The following is a 20531-nucleotide window of genomic DNA, read 5'->3' as shown; positions in this document are numbered from 1 at the left end:
GTTCTTATGAGCGGAATTTCCATCGACAGCTATTTGTTATCGACCTATACAGAAAACAAAGCAAGGGAAGCTAAGTCAACTCTTGGAAAAGATGATTTTTTGAAGTTATTGATTACCCAATTGCAATATCAGGATCCGCTAAATCCAATGGAAGATAAAGAGTTTATTGCTCAAATGGCGAATTTCTCAACATTGGAACAAATAACAAACATGAATAAATCGCTTGAAGCCTTTTTAAAATCGGATGCACTCATCAAATATTCGCAGCTCATCGGCAAATCGGTAGAATACTCAAAAGAAGGTGAGCAAAAGCAGAGCATTGTCAAAAGCGTGCGGATGAATGGAGATACAGTCATCATTGCGCTTGCCAACGGCGATGAAGTGGAAAGCTCAAGTATTACGAAAGTATCCGAAGCTGGAGAAAACGATTCATCTGATCAGGAAGGATAATAATATTAAAATTTTAAAGAAAGGGAGAGGTTCATATGTTGCGTTCCATGTATTCAGGTATTAGCGGAATGAAAAATTTCCAATTAAAATTGGATGTCATTGGCAACAATATCGCGAATGTCAACACGTACGGCTTCAAAAAAGGACGTGTCACTTTTAAAGAATTAGTCAACCAGCAAATTTCAGGCGCTAGCGCCGCTGTAAATGGACGAGGAGGTATAAATCCAGCACAGGTAGGTTTGGGTGCGGCAATCGGAACAATCGACACTGTTCATACATCTGGACCAACTCAATCAACGGGAAGACTTCTTGATGTAGCGATCAGCGGAGACGGTTTTTTTCCTGTCGGAGTGATTACCGATTTAACGAGAGTCAACATTGATTATGCAGGACAATTTGGAGACAATAAAATTTTGGGCGCCATTGATAGAGCTATTGATTTAGCATACACCCGCGCTGGAAACTTTTATTTGGATGCAAACGGATATTTAGTAACTGGCGAAGGGCTTTACTTAATTGGCGAAACAGGTGAAAAAATTCCTCCGACAGATCAAGGAATTCAAAAAGCAAATGCAGCGCTTCAGCAAATCACGTCTTTCAATACACCTTATAAAAATATGTATGAATCGTTGAGAGACATTTCAAAAAGAGCGAATGCATTGATGGAAGCTTATGAAGCATATAATGATGCGGTGGAAATATGGGAAAAAGCCGAACAACCAAACCCATCACCTTTATACACCTCTATGCAAAATGCACGTAATGCTTTAATTGATATATGGACAGAGTTTAATGCAGCCATTACAAACCCAACGTCAGGGTTTGGGAATATTCGAAACCAGTTTGAAACGGCAATCGTACAATTAAATGATTCTATTAATAATTTTAACACTACACCGCCATATACTGACGTCATTACAACAATCACGAATCCGATTCTGCCGATTACAGCGGGGGATTATCCGCAAAATCCGTCAACAGCTATCCCGTTGGGTTCAAGTGCTGACACGAATACGCTTGATTTAATGACGAAGTTGATCGGGACAATTGAGAATTATAAAGTTGCTCTTAACAATGTTGGGCAAGCAGTCATTAAATACGAAGATATTGCCGAAAGTTTAAAAGAGGCGCAATGGACGGATTCGTTGAGCGGAGAAGCCGGTCTCATCCAAATTCCGCTTTCGGCTAAAAGCTTTAGCATCGGGCCTGATGGAAAGGTTACGTTTATTGATCGAAACGGTCAGTTAAAAGTCGCTGGACAAATCCGGCTTGCGAACTTTCCAAATCCAGAAGGATTAGAAAAAATCGGAAGCAATCTTTTTAGAGAAACGCCTAACTCTGGTTCTATCGACAAAAATGGCAATGGGCTGCAGCTTAACGAACTTTCCGTTCCAGGAGAGGATGGAGCAGGCTCATTGATTAATAGTTCACTAGAAATGTCCAATGTGGACTTGGCGGAAGAATTTACGGAAATGATTGTGGCACAAAGAGGTTTTCAATCAAATACGAAAATCATCACAACTTCTGACGAAATTTTGCAGGAGCTCCTTGGCTTAAAACGTTAATAGGAAGAACGGGGGAGCTTGAAACGTGATCAAATTAACAAAACTGAATGGCGAAGCTTTTTATCTGAATGTGTTGTTAATCGAACGGATTGAATCGTTTCCTGATACGACTATTACGTTAATATCCGGCAAAAAATATATAGTAAAAGATTCACAGACGGAAGTAGTAACAAAAATCAATGAGCTTTATAAACAATTTGGTTTTGGGAAAGCTTTCTATTTCGGGGGACAAGAAAATGAGTAAAAAATTTATAACTGCATTATTAATCGTCATTTCAACCGTTGGAATTGCTGCACTGACTACGTTTGTCGTCATGGAATTTTTTACGAAGGATCCGGTAGAAGCGAAAAACCGCTCCATCGACGAGGTGGTGGAATCGTCATTTGATGTTCCTGAAATTACGACAAACTTAAAAAGTAAAAATATTGTAAGACTTTCTTTCAAAATTGAAGCATCTGACAAAAAAGCGAGAGAAGAATTAGAAAAGAGAGAATTTCAAATAAAAGATATTATTATAACCGAACTGGCAAATATGGAAGCAAAAGATTTGGAAGGGCAAGCTGGAATGGACCGCTTTAAAGATACGATTAAAAAGAAGGTCGATGCGCTTTTACAAGAAGGAGAAGTGAAACAAGTGTACACGACTTCCTTTATCCTTCAATAGACAAAAAAGGGATAAGGAGGTGATGTTCTCATTATGTCAAATGAAATTTTATCGCAAAGTGAAATTGATGCGCTATTATCTGCATTAACAACCGGTGAAATGAATGTTGATGAATTAAAGAAAGAAGAAGAAGCAAAGAAAATAAAAGTTTACGATTTTAAACGTGCTCTTCGTTTTTCAAAAGATCAAATTCGCAGCATTACTCGAGTGCATGAAAATTTCGCAAGGCTTTTAACGACGTATTTTGCTGCGCAATTGCGGACATATGTCCAAATAACCGTCACGTCTGTAGACCAGCTGCCCTATGAAGAGTTTGTCCGTTCCATTCCGAAAATGACAGTTTTAAATGTTTTTGAACTTGGGACACTTGATGGAAGAATTATTATGGAAGTGAACCCAAATATTGCGTATGCAATGATGGATCGGTTAATGGGCGGTTTCGGGGCTTCCATGAATAAGATTGAACAATTAACAGAAATTGAAATGAAAATTATTGCATCCATTTTCGAAAAAACTTTGGAGCACTACCGTGAAGCTTGGAGCACCATTTTGGACATTGAGCCTTGCATGCAGGAATTTGAGGTAAATCCGCAATTTTTGCAAATGGTATCTCCAAATGACACAGTTGTTGTTATTTCCCTTAATACACAAGTGGGAGAAGCGAGCGGCATGATAAACCTTTGTATTCCCCATGTTGTGTTGGAACCGATTATTCCAAAGCTTTCCGTCCATTATTGGATGCAATCGGAAAGGAAAGCCCAAAACTCAGTGGAAACGGAAGTAATCAAAAACCGGATAAAGCTTGCAGAAGTTCCGGTGGTTGCAGAATTAGGGACGTCCGTTGTGACAGTTCAAGAGTTTCTTGAAATGCGAGTGGGGGATATGATCCGTCTTGATCAATCGACCAGCGACCCGTTGGTGATTAAAGTAGGTGACGCCCCTAAATTTTTTGGACAGCCTGGCAAAAAGAACAAGAAGCTGGCCGTTCAAATATTAGGCCACATAGAGAGAGGTGACGAAGCTGATGACTGATAACATGTTGTCACAAGAGGAAATCGATTCTCTACTAAAAGGGGGAAATCAAGAATCAACTGAAACTGACAATCTATTGAATGAAATTGAAAAAGATACGATTGGGGAGATAGGAAATATTTCTTTTGGCAGTTCTGCTACAGCTTTATCATCCTTGCTTAATCAAAAAGTAGAAATCACTACTCCGAGCGTGTCGATTATTAATAAGCAAGAACTGGCAAAGGAGTTTCCACATCCATACGTAGCAATAGAAGTAGTTTTTACAGAAGGGCTGTCCGGCAGCAATCTGCTTGTAATTAAACAAAGCGATGCTGCTGTCATTGCTGATTTAATGATTGGCGGGGATGGTTCCAACCCGGACGAATTGGGGGAAATTCAATTAAGTGCTGTCCAGGAAGCGATGAATCAAATGATGGGATCTGCTTCCACATCAATGTCAACCGTTTTAAATAAAAAAATAGATATTTCACCGCCTCGCCTCGAATTATTGAATGTTAAAGAAGGGGAAGGAACCGATGCTATTCCTGATGACGAACTGCTTGTGAAGGTATCCTTCCGATTAACTGTCGGCAATTTAATTGATTCGAATATTATGCAGCTCTTACCCCTTGATTTTGCTAAACAGCTCGTTGTTGAATTAATGAATAAAGCGAGTAAAGAGGCATCAAATAACGTGCAATCAGAACCTGAAGAAGCGCGAGAAAATCAACAGCTGCATATAGAAAAAAGCGAGAAGGAAAAAGCTCAGCCTGTTGAAGTTAAACCTGTTGAATTTGCGACATTTGATGAACAAACGAATCAATCTGTAGACACGCACAATTTGGAGCTGCTGCTCGACATTCCTTTAAATGTAACGGTTGAGCTTGGAAGAACAAAAAGATCCATCAAACAAATTTTGGAATTGTCTAAAGGATCCATTATCGAGCTTGATAAGCTGGCCGGGGAGCCAGTCGACATATTCATAAACAGCAAAAAGGTAGCAAAAGGTGAAGTAGTTGTCATCGACGAAAATTTCGGTGTTCGCGTAACGGATATCATGAGTCAAGCAGATCGGATCATGAATCTAAAATAGTTGATAGGAGTGAGGAGCAAAATGTCAAAAAGGATTTTAGTCGTTGATGATGCAGCATTTATGAGAATGATGATCAAAGATATATTGACAAAAAATGGATATGAAGTAGTAGGAGAGGCTGCAGATGGTGCGCAGGCAGTCGAAAAATTTAAAGAATTGCAGCCTGATTTAGTCACGATGGATATTACAATGCCTGAAATGGATGGCATCACTGCTTTAAAGGAAATACGCAAAATTAATCCAAATGCAAAAGTTGTCATGTGTTCAGCGATGGGACAGCAGGCAATGGTAATCGATGCTATTCAAGCTGGTGCCAAAGATTTTATTGTGAAACCTTTTCAGGCCGATCGTGTACTGGAAGCTATTCAAAAGACATTGGGATAAGGAGCATTTGCATTGAAACGATGTATTACATATTTGTGCTGTTTATGGCTGTTGTTTTTTTATGTTCCAACAAACGCCGATTTCGTGCATGCAGCCGTGAAAAATCCCACCGTTGAGGAATATTTAAAACAGCAGACATCCGATCAACAGGATGAAAAAAAAGAAGAGAAAGCGACGAACGAATTGGTTGAAGATGGTGGCAACAGCACCTCCTTATCAGTATTCGATGTTTTGAAAATGATTTTTACACTTATTCTTGTTTTAGGTCTCTTAATCTTTTTATTAAAATTTTTAAACAAAAAAATGAAGCTTCCGCAAGAAACTAAATACTTACAAAATCTCGGCGGCATTTCCTTAGGACAAAACAAGTCCATCCAGCTGGTGAAGGTGGGGAATCGCATTCTAATCGTTGGCGTCGGGGATACGATTGAACTATTACAAGAAATTAATGATGAAGAGGAATATAAGAAAATTATCGACATGCAGAAAGAGCCCGGCAACAATGCTTTTGAACAAAATATGATGCGCTTCATTCTAAATAATCATAAACAAAAGGGTAGCGAGAAGACCTCCTTCAAAAAAGAACTGGAATCACTATTAAAAGAAAGACGTGAACAGATGCAGCGTCTTCGGCAGAAAGGATCAAAAAAATGAGTGAGTTTTTTAGCTATTTTAATCAAAATGATCCGGAAAATGTTGCGACGACTGTGAAGCTTTTGCTTCTGCTCACCGTTTTGTCAATTGCACCAGGGATATTGATTTTAATGACTTGCTTTACGCGCATCGTCATCGTGTTATCGTTTGTGCGAACTTCGCTTGCTACCCAGCAAATGCCGCCCAACCAAGTGCTCATCGGCCTTGCACTTTTTTTAACCTTTTTTATAATGGGACCGACTTTTCAAGAAATACATGAAAAAGCTTTGAATCCTTTGTTCAACAATGAAATAACCATTGAGGAAGCGTATGAACAGGCGGAAAAGCCGATAAAGGAATTTATGAGCAAACATACGAGACAAAAAGATTTAGCTTTGTTTTTAAATTACGCCAATATTGAAAATCCTGAGACGATTGACGATATTCCGCTCGTGGCTTTAGTGCCTGCATTTGCCATCAGCGAATTAAAAACAGCGTTTCAAATAGGTTTTATGATCTTTATTCCTTTTTTAATCATTGACATGGTTGTATCAAGTGTCCTCATGTCAATGGGAATGATGATGCTTCCTCCTGTCATGATATCATTGCCTTTTAAAATATTGCTGTTTGTGCTCGTGGACGGCTGGTACTTAGTTGTCAAATCATTGCTGCAAAGTTTTTAAAATAAGTAGGTGAGCCAATGAGTACCGAAATGATCCTTTCCATAGCAGAAAAAGCGGTTTATACAACTTTAATGATCAGTGGGCCACTTCTTTTAATATCGCTTGTTGTCGGCTTAATTGTCAGCATCTTTCAAGCAACGACACAAATACAGGAACAGACATTGGCGTTCATACCAAAAATTGTGGCTGTTTTGGTCGGATTGATTATTTTTGGCCCATGGATGCTATCTGTCATTTTGTCGTATACACATAATATTTTCAGCAATCTCAATCAATTTGTTGGATGAGTTGAATGATGATGCTGGAGTATTATCCGCTTTTTTTGCTTGTGTTTACAAGAATAACAGCTTTTATTGCAACGCTTCCATTATTTTCATATCGGAATATTCCGATGCGGTTTAAAATTGGCATGTCTTTTTTCCTTTCCCTTATCATCGTCATGACGATCGATGAGGGGAAGGTTGACTTAGATGCGAATTTCTACCCGCTGATAATAAAAGAAGTTTTAATCGGACTATTCATTGGTCTGATCGCATATATCATCATGTCAGCTGTCCACATTGCAGGAAGCTTAATCGATTTTCAAATGGGGTTTATCATCGCGAATATTATTGATCCGCAGACAGGAGTTCAAACGCCGTTAATTGGACAATTTCTTTATTCTTTTGCCCTATTGCTCATGCTGAGCCTAAACGGGCACCATATGCTGATTAACGGGATTGTATACAGTTTTCAAGTAATCCCTCCGGATCAATATTTTATTCCGATTTCTGATGGAGCTGTTGCCGAACAAGTTTTGAAGGCGTTCAGCAAAATGTTTCTCGTAGCATTTCAAATGGCGCTTCCGATAGTCGCTTCGCTCTTTTTAGTTGACCTTGCTCTAGGGATTGTTGCCCGGACAGTTCCGCAAATGAATGTATTTGTCATTGGGTTTGCCATTAAAATTGGCGTCAGCTTTCTGATGATGGTGCTCGTTTTAGGCATTATATTTATGCTGATTCAGGGGCTTTTCCAATACATGTTCGATGTGATGAGAACCTTAATGAATTTATTAGGTGATGGCGCATGAATTATTTACCGTTAGATTTGCAATATTTTGCCGGAGAAAAAACGGAAAAAGCGACTCCGAGAAAGCGGCAGGATGTCAGGAAAAAAGGGCAGGTTGCCAAGAGTCCCGATTTGAACACAGCCATCACCATGTTTTTAGTTTTTCTGTCATTGCTGTTTTTCGGGAAAACGGTGATTGATAATATTTTAAACATGTTCCATTCTACTTTTGAAGATTATTTGTTGACGGATATCACAGAAGAAAATGTGCATTCAATCTTTAATAAATATGTATTGGAAGGCGCTCAAATTACCGCTCCATTCATGATAGCAGCCTTCGTTGCTGGAGTTTTCAGTAATTATATTCAAGTTGGATTTCTTTTTACAACTGAACCGTTGAAAATGAAATTAAATAAACTGAATCCGATTGAAGGATTTAAACGCATATATTCCATTCGGGCAATTGTCGAGCTTTTGAAATCGATCTTAAAAGTTTTCTTTATCGGCGGGGTAACCTTTGCTTATATTTATTTCAATTGGCAGGAGATTTTGCGACTTCCGCAAATGCCGCTTGAACGAGCTTTTGCTTCAATTTCAAAGCTGGCGGTGCAGATAGGACTATATGCTTCAGGTGCGCTTTTGTTCATCGCATTGCTAGATTACTTGTATCAAAGATGGGATTTCGAAAAAAACATTCGCATGTCTAAGCAGGAAGTAAAAGATGAGTACAAAAAAATGGAAGGCGACCCGTTAATTAGATCGAGAATTAAACAGAAACAAAGGGAAATGGCGATGAGAAGGATGATGCAGGAAATTCCGAAAGCTGATGTCGTCATTACGAACCCTACTCATTATGCAGTTGCCTTAAAGTATGATGAAAAGGAACACGATGCACCTGTCGTAGTTGCAAAAGGAACAGATTTTGTCGCGCAAAAGATCAAGCAAATTGCCAAAGCCCATGAAATCATAACAGTCGAAAACAGGCAGCTCGCTCGTTCTTTGTATGACCAAGTGGAAATTGGCGAGATGATTCCTGAACAATTTTTTAAGGCTGTGGCTGAAATTTTAGCTTATGTTTATCGTCAAAAACAAAAAGTGTAACAATTTTGCTAGGAGGAAGTATCATGTCAGCAAGAGATTTATCGGTTATAGTAGCTGTCATTTTAATTGTTGCCATGCTTATCATCCCGCTGCCTTCATGGCTGCTGAGCATATTGATTATCATTAATATATCTCTTGCCTTGCTCGTCCTCCTTACATCCATGAACATTGAAAAGCCTTTACAATTTTCAATCTTTCCTTCTCTTTTGCTTTTGTTAACGTTATATCGACTCGGCTTAAACGTTTCCACAACGCGTTCGATTTTAGCTAATGGAGAAGCGGGAACAGTCGTGGAAACGTTTGGAACTTTTGTTGTCGGTGGAAATATCCTTGTTGGTTTTGTCGTATTTATCATTTTAGTTATTATTCAATTTGTTGTCATTACAAAAGGATCTGAACGGGTAGCAGAAGTGGCAGCCCGCTTTACGCTTGATGCCATGCCCGGTAAGCAGATGAGTATTGATGCAGACTTGAATGCGGGAATCATCTCGGAAGACGAGGCAAAAAAACGGAGAGAAACGATTGCAAGAGAAGCAGATTTTTATGGCGCAATGGACGGAGCAAGCAAATTTGTAAAAGGAGATGCGATTGCTGGTGTCATAATTGTGCTGATCAATATTATTTTCGGAATTATCATCGGCATGATCCAGCAAGGGCTTTCTTTTCAAGAAGCTGTTTCAAAATTCACGCTTCTTACAGTTGGAGATGGATTAGTCAGCCAAATTCCAGCTTTATTAATCTCAACGGCAACAGGGATTGTTGTCACGAGAGCTGCTTCTGACGGAAATTTAGGACAAGACATTACGAACCAGCTTTTAGCATTTCCAAAGCTGCTGTATGTTACCGCAGGAATCATCTTTATTTTAGGTATTGTTACTCCGATTGGTCCGATCGTAACAACTCCGATCGCTCTCATGTTTGCTTTCTTAGCATTTGCGATGAATCGTACGAAGAAACAAATTGAAAAAGACGAAGAGATTGTTGAAGAAGAAGTGGAAATGAACGAAGCGAAAAGTCCGGAGCAAGTGATGAATCTGTTATCGATGGATCCAATTGAATTTGAATTCGGATATGGTTTAATTCCTCTTGCTGATAGCGGACAAGGGGGAGACCTGTTGGATCGGATCGTAATGATCAGAAGGCAGCTTGCCGTAGAATTGGGCCTTGTCATTCCTGTCGTCCGAATACGGGATAATATCCAATTAAAGCCGAATGAATACAGATTAAAAATTAAAGGAAACGAAGCGGCGAAAGGTGAAATTATGCTCGATCATTATTTGGCGATGGCGCCAGGAATGGATAATGATTTGATTGAAGGGATTGACACAATTGAGCCTTCGTTTGGACTTCCTGCAAAATGGATCAGCGAACATTTAAAAGAACAAGCTGAATTGGCAGGATATACGGTCGTCGATCCTCCTAGCGTTGTTTCTACTCACATTACGGAAACGATCCGGAGGCATGCTCATGAACTGCTTGGACGACACGAAACAAAACAGCTTGTCGATCATTTAAAAGAAACATACCCAATATTAGTGGAAGAAGTTACGCCGAATCCACTTTCTATTGGAGATATTCAAAAGGTTTTGGCGAAACTGCTTAAAGAAAAAATTTCTATTCGAAATTTGCCGGTTATTTTTGAAACATTAGCTGACTATGCCAAATTTACAACAGATCCGGAAATTTTAGCTGAATATGTAAGACAGTCGCTGGCAAAACAAATTACAAGCCAGTATGCAAAAGAAGGGGAGACATTGAAAGTCATTACTCTCTCCGCTCAAGTAGAAAAAGCCATTGCCGATGGCGTGCAGCAAACGGAACGAGGAACCTTTTTGTCATTGGAGCCGCATGTATCACAAAGGATTGTCGAAGCCATTGCAAAAAATGTGGAACAGCTGGCAATGGAAGAGCAAACGCCAATCTTGCTCTGCTCGCCTTCTGTCAGAATGTATGCACGGCAGCTGATCGAGCGATATTTGCCTGATGTACCCGTATTGTCATACAACGAACTTGAATCAAACATTGAAGTACAAAGTGTCGGAGTGGTGAATATTTAATGAAGATTAAAAAATTCAAAGCCCATACTATGCAAGAGGCGATGAAGACGATTCGCAGCCAACTCGGTCAAAATGCTGTCATCCTCAATTCGAAAGTCGTCTATACTGGTGGATTTCTAGGAATGTTTAAGAAAAAAATGATTGAAGTGGTGGCGGGCATTGATGAAGAAGATGAAATGATCAGCGGGTCCCAAAAAGAAAAAATAGAACATCAAACGGGCCAACAATTAGAGATGTCTCCTGTACTGAATGAAATAAAAAAACTGAAGGATCTCGTTCAATCCATGTCCGTAAACAGTACTGTTATTCATCCTGACCTAAAAGAGATCGAACAAAAAATTGATTCGTTAGGTTTGCTGCAGCCGATTAAACAAGATGTGATCGCATCTATACTGGAAACGTATTTGATCCATCAAAAAAAGCTGACAAACGAACAGCTGGAATTTCAATTGAAGAAAGAGTTAAAAAAGAGGATTTCGGACATTCCTTTTCACGGCATTACTTTTTCAAAAAAATTTGTGAATGTTGTAGGACCAACCGGTGTTGGAAAAACGACGACATTGGCAAAGCTTGCCGCAATCTGCAAAATAAATTACAAGAAAAAAATCGGATTTCTTACGACGGACACTTATCGAATTGCTGCGATCGATCAATTAAAAACATATGCCGAAATTTTAAATGCCCCGCTTGAAGTTTGTTATAACTCATTTGATTTTCAGGAAGGGAAAAAGAAGCTGAATGACTGCGACATCGTTTTTATTGACACGGCGGGCCGGAACTTCCTTGAACAGCAATATGTGCAAGATTTAAGCGAAACCATTGACTTTCAGGATGAAATGGAAACATTTTTAGTATTTTCTCTAACTTCAAAATTTGAAGATATGGAAAAAGTTTATAACCAATTTTCTCATTTGCCGATTCATCAATTTATTTTTACTAAACATGACGAAACCTCCTCTTATGGAGCTATGTATAACATCGTCTACAAAACAAAGATTGGTGCCGGATATATGACTGACGGTCAAGATGTTCCAGACGACATTCATAAGCTGGATCATGAAACTTTTATTCAATATTTAATGGGGTAGCAGGATATGGATCAAGCAGAACAACTCAGAAGGATTATTCAGCAAAACAAATATGCGGTGATAAAAGACTCTCCGCCTAACCGTCATGCAAAAACAGTGGCTGTGATTAGCGGAAAAGGGGGAGTCGGCAAATCGAATTTCGTTTTAAATTTCGCTTTAAACTTGATCAAAAAACGAAACGACCGTGTACTGCTGGTAGATTGCGATATTGGGATGGCAAACATCGATCTTTTGCTTGGACAGAAGTATCAAGAAAGATCAATTGTCGATTTGCTGAAAAACCGCATTGGAATTGAACAAATTATCAAAAAAGGCCCTTTAAATTTGCAGTATTTGTCAGGAGGAATGAGCCTTTCCAATATTGTCACAATCGATGAAGCAGAGTTTCAATTTTTTCTTTACGAGCTTGAAAGAATAATAGAGAAATACGACACCATCTTATTTGATATGGGGGCAGGAATTTCGAAAGACAGCTTGAAATTTTTGCTTGCAGTGGACGAAATTATCGTCATTACGACACCTGAACCGACATCGATTATGGACGCCTACAGTGCGATAAAGCTCATTCACCAGTTCGATCAAGAAAAGGTGATGAAAGTAGTTGTCAATCGATTCAAGAAAAACATTGAAGCGAAAGAAACATGGGAGAAAATTAGAACCACTGCAGAGCGTTTTTTACATAAAACAATTGATTTGCTCGGCAGTTTGCCGGAGGATGATCATGTGCAGAAATCAGTCATGGAACAAATTCCATTTATTTTGCGTTTTCCGAATGCTCCTATATCGAAAGCACTAGAAAATATAACAGAGATGTACTTAAATGGTAAAATAAAAAGAAAAGGATTTATTCATTCTCTTAGATCTTTGTTTTCAAGTAGGTGATGTTTTTGAGTCGTGTAAAGGTTTTGGTTATTGATGATTCGGCATTTATGAGAAAGTTGATTTCCGATTTGCTTTTAGAGAGTCCTTCCATCGATGTGATTGGCACAGCTAAAAATGGAAAAGAAGGAATTGAAAAGATCGCAGAGCTTGATCCTGATGTTGTGACGTTAGATATTGAAATGCCGGTTTTAAACGGGCTTGATACTTTGCAGATTATCATGGACAAGTTTCCAAGGCCAGTCATTATGCTTTCAAGTTCGACGAAAGAAGGAGCCGAAAACACGATAAAATCTTTAGCTTTCGGGGCGTTTGATTTTATTCCGAAACCTTCCGGCTCCATATCTCTTGACATATTTAAAGTGAAAGAAGAATTAATTGCAAAAGTTCTAGCAGCAAAACGGGCAAAAGAAAAAGTTCAGATGTTAAAAAAAGAGATCGACACGTTTCCTCGAAAGGAGATGATGAGAGAAAAGAGCCATCGACAGCGAAAAAAATCTTTAATTGCCATTGGAACTTCTACTGGAGGACCGAGCACCCTTCAAAAAATCGTTCCATGCTTCCCGAAAAACCTGAATTCGCCGATTTTCATCGTACAGCATATGCCGCCAGGATTTACAAAATCGTTGGCTGAACGATTAAATGAAATGTCAAACATTGAAGTAAAGGAAGGCGAGCATCAAGAAATCGTCAGAAATGGGGTAGCATACATAGCGCCTGGAGGCAGCCATATGAAAGTAATAGAAAAACAAGGGAATTTATTCATTGAACTGGATCAATCGGAAAAAAAGAGAGGGCACAGACCTTCTGTCGATGTACTGTTTGAGTCTTTATCGAATTTAAAATATTATCACACGATTGCTTGTATTTTAACGGGAATGGGTTCTGACGGGACAAAAGGATTGAAAGCATTAAAAGAAAGGACAGATGCGACAGGGATCGCACAGTCCGAAAAAACCTCCATTATATTTGGGATGCCAAAATCCGCCATCCAAGCGAATGTGGTTGATTACGTGGAAGACTTAATGGAAATTCCGTATTTAATTCAAAAGCTGATCTAAATCCAAGGAGTGTGTTGCCATGGAAATGAATCAATATTTGGACATTTTTATTGAAGAAAGTAAAGAACATTTGCAGTCGTGCAACGAAAAGCTTTTGGAACTTGAACAAAATCCGGATGATTTAGGAATTGTGAACGAAATTTTTCGCTCCGCCCATACATTAAAAGGAATGGGCGCAACGATGGGGTTTGAAGATTTAGCGGATTTAACCCATAAAATAGAAAATGTGTTTGACGCCATTCGCAATCAAAAATTAGAAGTAACGCCTGAAATTATGGATGTCCTTTTTGAAGCATTGGAGAATTTGGAGGAAATTGTTTTATCGATTGCGCAAGGAGGAGACGGCAAAAAAGATGTTTCGGCCATTGTGAAAAAACTGCAAGCGATTGAAAGCGGAGAACCAATTGAAGATGAGACAGCTGAAAATGAAACATCAAGAGAACAAGTGCAGGATGTGAAAAAACTGAAGTTTGATGAATATGACAGGACGGTCATTCTTCAATCAATTGAACAAGGATTTCAAGTATACGAAATCAACATTCGGCTTCGGGAAGACTGCATCTTAAAAGCAGCGAGAGCATTTATGGTTTTTGAATTGCTTGAGAAGCACGGGGAAGTGGTCAAATCATCGCCTTCTGTTGATTTACTTGAAGAAGAAAAGTTTGACAACAATTTTTCGGTTGCCTACATTACGAAGGAAGATAAGGACTTTATCCGGAACAGCCTATTGAAAATTTCAGAGGTTGAAGAAGTACTAGTAGAAAAAGTGAATGTAGAAAAGCCAAGTACTGAAAGAGTACAGCAGTCTGTTTCCAGCATACAATCTAATGCCAGCCAACAAACTGCTGCTAGCAAACAAACTACTGTTTCCAGCAAGCAAAGCCGTCAGCAGAAGGACAGCTCGAAAGACACTAGCCAAAAACAGAAGAAAAACCAGCAAAAGACGATCCGCGTCAACATTGAGCGCCTCGATATTTTAATGAACTTGTTTGAAGAATTAGTCATCGACAAAGGGCGTTTAGAGCAAATATCAAAAGAATTAAATCACTCGGAGCTGAAAGAAACGGTTGAGAAAATGTCCAGAGTTTCAGCTGATTTGCAAAACATTATTTTAAATATGCGCATGATCCCAATCGAAACCGTTTTTAACCGCTTCCCGAGAATGGTGAGAAATCTCGCCCGCGATTTAAATAAAAAAATCAATTTAGTTGTCACTGGCGCAGAAACCGAATTGGATCGGACCGTCATTGATGAAATTGGCGATCCGCTTGTGCATCTAATCCGAAATGCGATCGACCATGGGATTGAAACGCCTGAAACCCGCCTGAAATATGGCAAAAAAGAAGAAGGAACGCTGCGGCTCAGCGCATATCACAGCGGAAATCATGTCTTTATCGAAATCGAAGACGACGGTGCAGGAATTAATCAGAAAAAGGTATTGCAAAAAGCTATTGAGCGGGGAATCGTTACAAAAGAGGCAAGCGAAACATTAACGGAAAAACAAATTCATGAACTCATTTTCGCATCAGGCTTTTCAACGGCTGAAAAAATTTCAGATGTCTCTGGACGGGGTGTAGGGCTTGATGTAGTGAAAAATACAATCGAATCGCTCGGAGGAAGCATCACCATCGAGTCGGAAGAAGGAAAAGGATCTTTATTCTCGATCCAGCTCCCGCTGACATTAACGATTATTTCCGCCATGCTCATTGAAGTTGGAAATGAAAAATACGGTATTCCGATTTCGTCTATCATTGAATCCCTTGTTATTAAAAAAGAAGATATTTTACAGACACATCAAAACAAGGTGATTGATTATCGCGGAAAAATTGTACCTCTAGTGTTTTTAAAAGAAATTTTTGAAGTGGACGCCGAGGATGACCAAGATTATGTTTCAATCGTCGTTGTCAAAAAAGGAGATAAAATGGCTGGTTTAGTTGTCGATTCCTTCATCGGTCAGCAAGAGATTGTTTTGAAATCGTTAGGACAATATTTGACAAATGTATTCGCCATCTCAGGTGCCACAATTTTAGGAGACGGTCAAGTTGCATTGATCGTTGATTGTAATGCATTAATCCAGTAATGCTTGATGGAAGGGGAAGATGAGAATGGCAAATAGTGTATTTAATGAACAGAAGGTCATAGTTTTTCAGCTGCAAGACAAAGAATACGGGGTTTTTGTACAAAATGTGAAATCGATTGAAAAAGTTGACCATATCACCCGCGTTCCGAAAACAGCTGACTATATAAAAGGAGTCATCAATTTGCGCGGTGTTGTCACTCCGATCATAGATTTAAGAAAAAGATTGAATATGCCGGAAAAAGAAATAACGGATCAGACGAGAGTGATTATAGCTGTTCAAAATGAAATGGAAGTTGGATTGATTGTTGATTCTGCCAATGATGTCGTCGATATATCTGAAGACAGTATTGAACCTGCTCCAAGCGTCATCGAACAAGTAGAAACCGAGTTTATAAAAGGAATTACAAAATTGGATAAACGGCTGATTATGCTCCTTGACCTTGAAAAAGTGCTGAGCAAAGAAAATCAGAGGGTAATAGAGCATGAGCAAGTTGTTTGATTTATCAAACAAAAGGATCGATATATTAAAGGAAATTGCCAATATCGGAGCGGGAAATGCCGCAACGAGTCTGTCCCAACTTCTTAATAAAAAAATTGAAATGAAAGTTCCGAACGTTTATGTCGCCTCTTTTAACGATGTGATGGATTTAGCAGGCGGTGCGGAAACAGAGGTTACGGCTGTATACATCCGCATTCAAGAGGATATAACTGGATCGATGTTTTTCATTTTGCCGATCCCGCAGGCTAAAAAATATGCAAAAGCATTAATGAATGATTATGTTCTTCAGGATGCTTCAACTATGAAAGAAATGGAATGCTCTGTTTTGCAGGAGCTCGGCAACATCCTGATTGGATCCTATTTATCTGTTTTATCGAACATGACCAATTTGATGGTTAATCCGTCCGTTCCTGCCATCCAATGTGATATGTTCGGCGCGATTATCAGTCATGCTCTGATCGAGCTTTCGCTTGAAAGTGATGAAGCACTTGTCATCGATGCTGTTATAAAAGAAGAAGGGCATCAAGATTCCGAATTAATAAGAGGGCATATTTTCTTTCTGCCCGACTCACAGTCATATAAAAAAATTTTTGACATATTAGAGGTTTAGTGAAATGGGGCATTTTGAAAATGTTGTAAAAGTCGGTATTTCGGAAATGAATGTTGTGAAAGCTCCGTGGAAAATTCGAACAACTGGATTAGGATCTTGCGTCGGACTCGTCATCTATGATGATGTAAATAAATTGGCAGGACTTGCTCATATAATGCTGCCTGATTCTTCGCTTTCAAACAAGGAGCCTTTAAATTGTGCAAAATATGCGGATACGGCTGTAACAGAATTAATTCGTCTTTTAAAAAACTATGGAGGAAACATCATGTTTTTTAAAGCGAAAATAGCTGGAGGAGCTGAAATGTTTCCGCATCGGCCATCTTCCAAAATCATGCGAATAGGTCCGAGAAATGTTGAAGCGGTTAAACAGCATTTGTTGAGCAGTAATATCCCTATCGTTAGCGAAGATGTTGGCGGTAAAAATGGAAGAACCATTGAATTTGATACGAATTCATTCATTTTGACGATTCGCACCGTCAATCTTGGAGTGAAGCAAATATAGCCGGAGATTGACATTTTAGAAGGAGGAAAAAGGCAATGGTCCAATCGATGACACTGAATGATGAAAGGGTGTACTGGGACAAGTGGTTTCGTCACCGTGATCAAGATGCGGGCAACATGCTCGTCAAAAAATATATGCCGCTTGTCCGCTATCATGTCAGTCGTATTTCAGTGGGTCTTCCAAAAAATGTCGATAAAGATGATTTAATAAGTTTTGGATTGATGGGATTATATGATGCACTGGAAAAATTTGACCCTACACGAGATTTAAAATTCGATACGTATGCATCCTTCCGCATACGCGGAGCCATTCTTGACGGACTAAGGAAAGAAGATTGGCTTCCAAGAAGTTTTCGGGAAAAAGCAAAAAAAGTGGAAGCAGCCATTGAGCGGTTGGAGCAAAAATATCATCGCAATGTGACGCCTAATGAAGTTGCGGAAGAGTTGGGTATGACACCCGAAGAAGTCGTTCATGTCGTCAATGAAAACTTTTTTGCCAATGTCTTGTCAATTGATGAACAATTGCATGACCAAGAAGAAGGGGAACAGATGAACATTGTCCTTAAGGATGATAAAACATTAACTCCGGAAGAGCATCTGTTAAAAGAGGAATTATTTGAGCATTTAACAAAATTGATCTCACAATTAAACGATAAGGAGCAGCTCGTATTAAGCTTGTTTTATAAAGAAGAGCTGACATTAACAGAGATAGGAAACGTGCTGAATTTGTCCACTTCGAGAATTTCGCAAATTCATTCGAAAGCATTATATAAATTAAAAGGAACGCTCGTTAAGCTTTTATCTTAAAAAGTTAAATGAGGTTGAAACATGGCGGTATTTCTTTTACTGAGCTTTGTTTTGCACATCGTTTCGTTTTACTTTATCATTCTCCTTTATACTCGCTATCAAAATGTAAAAAAAATAGAAGAAAAGCAGGAACAATTATTAAAAGAAGCAGAAGATTCGCTCGCGATGTTTTTATTGGAATTAAAAGAAGAAAACAAACAATTTCTTGAACAGCTCGAGCAAAACAGCGCCAAGCCCGGTTCTTTTGATCTCGAAAAATTAGTTGCGCAGCTGGAAGACAAGGTGGAAGTGAGCACAATCCAGAAAGACACGAGCGCGGATGCAGAGCCTATCGACAAGGATGCAGAGCTTATAGAAGAGCCTAAAGATAAAAGAAAAAATTTGCATAAACAAGTATTCCAATTATTAGAGAAAGGATATACTATAGACGAAATCGCACAAACATTACATGTCGGCAAAACAGAAATTGAACTCGTCATGAAATTTCAACAAAACGATTGAATTCTTTCTTGATTGCCAAACTTCCATATGTTATATTTGTTTTTGGTGCTAATACACACGTCTGTTGATTTAAGCATCGGTGCTGTTTTGTGCAGTCATGCTTAAAAATGAAGCGGGCGGAGGATGAAAAACCATTAGGAGGAATGAAAATGTCAGTTATTTCAATGAAACAATTATTAGAAGCTGGTGTTCATTTCGGTCATCAAACACGCCGTTGGAATCCGAAAATGAAACGCTATATTTTCACTGAACGGAACGGAATTTACATCATTGACCTTCAAAAAACAGTAAAAAAAGTTGAGGAAGCGTATCAATTTGCAAGAGAGTTAGCTGCAAATGGAGGCAACATTTTATTCGTTGGTACGAAGAAGCAGGCGCAGGAATCTGTTAAAGAAGAAGCAGAACGTGCAGGAATGTTTTACGTCAATCAGCGCTGGCTGGGAGGAACATTAACGAACTTTGCTACAATTCAAAAACGAATTGCTCGTTTAAAAGAAATTGAAAAAATGCAAGAAGACGGCACATTTGATGTATTGCCGAAAAAAGAAGTAGTTCGTTTGAAAAAAGAATTGGAACGCCTTGAGAAATTTTTAGGCGGCATTAAGGAAATGAAACAGCTGCCTGATGCTGTTTATATTATCGATCCTCGCAAAGAGCGCATCGCTGTATCGGAAGCTCGCAAATTAAATATTCCGATTATCGGCATCGTTGACACAAACTGCGATCCGGATGAGATCGATTATGTAATCCCTGCAAATGATGATGCAATCCGCGCCGTCAAATTGTTAACTTCCAAAATAGCAGATGCTGTTTTAGAAGGCAAACAAGGCGAAGAAACTACAACTGCCTAAATGACAAAAGGTGATAAGAGGGGATTTTAGCCTTTTATCACCTTTTTTAAGCATACGAATTGAAGGAGGAACTTTTATGGCAATTACTGCTCAAATGGTAAAAGAGCTTCGGGAAAAAACCGGTGCAGGCATGATGGACTGCAAAAAGGCATTGACTGAAACAAATGGTGATATGGACAAAGCAATAGATTATCTTCGTGAAAAAGGCATAGCGAAAGCTGCGAAAAAAGCTGACCGAATCGCTGCAGAAGGCTTGACATTAATCAAAACTGACGGCAATACAGCTGTTATTTTGGAAGTGAATTCCGAAACAGACTTCGTTGCAAAAAATGATTCTTTTAAACAATTAATTGAAGATTTGGCTAAACACTTGCTGGCAAGCAAACCAGCTGATTTAAAAGACGCATTGGCTTCCAAAATGGAAAACGGTTCAACAGTGGAAGAATACATCCATGCTGCTATTGCTAAAATTGGCGAAAACATTACTTTACGCCGTTTTGAAGTTGTCGAGAAAAATGATCAAGATGTCTTCGGCGCTTACTTGCACATGGGCGGACGCATTGCAGTATTAACGGTGCTTGAAGGCACAAATGATGAATCTGCTGCAAAAGATGTAGCAATGCATATCGCAGCGGTTAATCCGCGTTATATTTCTCGTGAAGATGTTCCTCAGGCTGAAGTGGAGCACGAACGCGAAGTTCTTAAAAAACAAGCTCTTCAAGAAGGAAAACCTGCAAACATTGTAGAAAAAATGGTTGAAGGCCGCCTCGGCAAATTTTTTGAGGAAATTTGCCTTTTAGAGCAAAATTTTGTAAAAAATCCTGATCAAAAAGTACGCGATTTCGTCAAAGCACAAAACGCAAACGTAAAAGCGTTTGTTCGCTATGAAGTTGGAGAAGGAATTGAAAAGCGTCAAGAAAATTTTGCTGAAGAAGTTATGAATCAAATTAAGAAATAAAAGTCAT

General features: G+C 39.0%; 24 protein-coding genes and 1 pseudogene. All 25 read left to right on the top strand.

Annotated features, from left to right (window positions below; translation table 11 throughout):
* Positions 1-6 precede the first annotated feature (6 nt).
* Positions 7-450 (top strand): flagellar hook assembly protein FlgD, encoded by a 444-nt coding sequence (flgD, locus tag NSR00_RS05425; RefSeq protein WP_063386668.1) that lies wholly within the window; start codon positions 7-9, stop codon positions 448-450.
* Positions 451-485: 35 nt separating this feature from the next.
* Positions 486-548: pseudogene (locus NSR00_RS18050) on the top strand (hypothetical protein); the annotation flags it as partial.
* Positions 549-2015: a flagellar hook-basal body complex protein gene (locus tag NSR00_RS05420; RefSeq protein ID WP_445659576.1), complete on the top strand. Its 1467-nt coding sequence runs from the start codon at positions 549-551 to the stop codon at positions 2013-2015.
* 25 nt (positions 2016-2040) lie between these two features.
* A complete protein-coding gene (locus tag NSR00_RS05415; protein WP_063386670.1) occupies positions 2041-2259 on the top strand; it encodes a flagellar FlbD family protein in 219 nt (72 codons plus the stop codon).
* The gene (gene fliL / locus NSR00_RS05410) at positions 2252-2680 is read left to right on the top strand and encodes a flagellar basal body-associated protein FliL (protein ID WP_066246495.1); all 429 of its coding nucleotides are present in this window, start codon (positions 2252-2254) and stop codon (positions 2678-2680) included. Before NSR00_RS05415 ends, fliL begins: the two co-directional genes overlap by 8 nt.
* A 33-nt stretch (positions 2681-2713) precedes the next feature.
* The gene (gene fliM, locus NSR00_RS05405) at positions 2714-3712 is read left to right on the top strand and encodes a flagellar motor switch protein FliM (protein WP_340787489.1); all 999 of its coding nucleotides are present in this window, start codon (positions 2714-2716) and stop codon (positions 3710-3712) included.
* Positions 3705-4784, top strand: a complete 1080-nt coding sequence (gene fliY, locus NSR00_RS05400; protein ID WP_327862752.1) for a flagellar motor switch phosphatase FliY — start codon at positions 3705-3707, stop codon at positions 4782-4784. Before fliM ends, fliY begins: the two co-directional genes overlap by 8 nt.
* 21 nt (positions 4785-4805) lie before the next feature.
* On the top strand, positions 4806-5168 hold the full coding sequence (locus NSR00_RS05395) for a response regulator (protein WP_063386674.1): 363 nt from the start codon (positions 4806-4808) through the stop codon (positions 5166-5168).
* Positions 5169-5180: 12 nt separating this feature from the next.
* Positions 5181-5822 carry a flagellar biosynthetic protein FliO gene (locus NSR00_RS05390; protein ID WP_340787484.1) on the top strand — a complete coding sequence of 214 codons (642 nt, stop codon included), beginning with the start codon at positions 5181-5183 and terminating at the stop codon, positions 5820-5822.
* The gene (fliP, locus tag NSR00_RS05385) at positions 5819-6484 is read left to right on the top strand and encodes a flagellar type III secretion system pore protein FliP (protein ID WP_063386676.1); all 666 of its coding nucleotides are present in this window, start codon (positions 5819-5821) and stop codon (positions 6482-6484) included. Before NSR00_RS05390 ends, fliP begins: the two co-directional genes overlap by 4 nt.
* Positions 6485-6501: 17 nt before the next feature.
* Positions 6502-6771, top strand: coding sequence for a flagellar biosynthesis protein FliQ (fliQ, locus tag NSR00_RS05380; RefSeq protein ID WP_063386677.1), 270 nt, complete (start codon positions 6502-6504; stop codon positions 6769-6771).
* A gap of 5 nt (positions 6772-6776) precedes the next feature.
* Positions 6777-7553: a flagellar biosynthetic protein FliR gene (gene fliR / locus NSR00_RS05375; protein ID WP_066246491.1), complete on the top strand. Its 777-nt coding sequence runs from the start codon at positions 6777-6779 to the stop codon at positions 7551-7553.
* Positions 7550-8632, top strand: a complete 1083-nt coding sequence (gene flhB / locus NSR00_RS05370; protein WP_063386679.1) for a flagellar biosynthesis protein FlhB — start codon at positions 7550-7552, stop codon at positions 8630-8632. Before fliR ends, flhB begins: the two co-directional genes overlap by 4 nt.
* A gap of 23 nt (positions 8633-8655) precedes the next feature.
* On the top strand, positions 8656-10689 hold the full coding sequence (gene flhA / locus NSR00_RS05365) for a flagellar biosynthesis protein FlhA (protein ID WP_063386680.1): 2034 nt from the start codon (positions 8656-8658) through the stop codon (positions 10687-10689).
* Positions 10689-11777 (top strand): flagellar biosynthesis protein FlhF, encoded by a 1089-nt coding sequence (flhF, locus tag NSR00_RS05360; RefSeq protein ID WP_094246036.1) that lies wholly within the window; start codon positions 10689-10691, stop codon positions 11775-11777. The genes flhA and flhF overlap by 1 nt, the downstream gene beginning before the upstream one ends.
* Positions 11778-11783: 6 nt before the next feature.
* The gene (locus NSR00_RS05355; protein WP_340787479.1) at positions 11784-12659 is read left to right on the top strand and encodes a MinD/ParA family protein; all 876 of its coding nucleotides are present in this window, start codon (positions 11784-11786) and stop codon (positions 12657-12659) included.
* Positions 12660-12664: 5 nt separating this feature from the next.
* Positions 12665-13717: a protein-glutamate methylesterase/protein-glutamine glutaminase gene (locus tag NSR00_RS05350; protein WP_340787477.1), complete on the top strand. Its 1053-nt coding sequence runs from the start codon at positions 12665-12667 to the stop codon at positions 13715-13717.
* Positions 13718-13736: 19 nt separating this feature from the next.
* Entirely contained in the window at positions 13737-15797 is a 2061-nt protein-coding gene (locus NSR00_RS05345; protein WP_340787475.1) for a chemotaxis protein CheA, read from the top strand.
* A gap of 25 nt (positions 15798-15822) precedes the next feature.
* The gene (locus tag NSR00_RS05340; RefSeq protein ID WP_063386685.1) at positions 15823-16296 is read left to right on the top strand and encodes a chemotaxis protein CheW; all 474 of its coding nucleotides are present in this window, start codon (positions 15823-15825) and stop codon (positions 16294-16296) included.
* Positions 16280-16906, top strand: coding sequence for a chemotaxis protein CheC (locus tag NSR00_RS05335; RefSeq protein WP_066246481.1), 627 nt, complete (start codon positions 16280-16282; stop codon positions 16904-16906). The genes NSR00_RS05340 and NSR00_RS05335 overlap by 17 nt, the downstream gene beginning before the upstream one ends.
* A 4-nt stretch (positions 16907-16910) precedes the next feature.
* Entirely contained in the window at positions 16911-17408 is a 498-nt protein-coding gene (locus tag NSR00_RS05330) for a chemotaxis protein CheD (RefSeq protein WP_063386687.1), read from the top strand.
* A 35-nt stretch (positions 17409-17443) separates the two neighbouring features.
* On the top strand, positions 17444-18214 hold the full coding sequence (locus tag NSR00_RS05325; RefSeq protein ID WP_063386688.1) for a FliA/WhiG family RNA polymerase sigma factor: 771 nt from the start codon (positions 17444-17446) through the stop codon (positions 18212-18214).
* 21 nt (positions 18215-18235) lie between these two features.
* Positions 18236-18715, top strand: a complete 480-nt coding sequence (locus NSR00_RS05320) for a DUF6115 domain-containing protein (protein WP_340787471.1) — start codon at positions 18236-18238, stop codon at positions 18713-18715.
* Between the two features lie 149 nt (positions 18716-18864).
* Positions 18865-19566, top strand: coding sequence for a 30S ribosomal protein S2 (gene rpsB, locus NSR00_RS05315; RefSeq protein WP_063386690.1), 702 nt, complete (start codon positions 18865-18867; stop codon positions 19564-19566).
* A gap of 76 nt (positions 19567-19642) precedes the next feature.
* A complete protein-coding gene (gene tsf / locus NSR00_RS05310) occupies positions 19643-20524 on the top strand; it encodes a translation elongation factor Ts (RefSeq protein ID WP_063386691.1) in 882 nt (293 codons plus the stop codon).
* Positions 20525-20531: the final 7 nt, after the last annotated feature.

Origin of the sequence: Aeribacillus sp. FSL K6-8394 (assembly GCF_038008865.1) — a bacterium.
GTDB classification, from domain to species: domain Bacteria; phylum Bacillota; class Bacilli; order Bacillales; family Aeribacillaceae; genus Aeribacillus; species Aeribacillus composti.
This window is presented reverse-complemented; position numbering and strand designations above follow the sequence as displayed.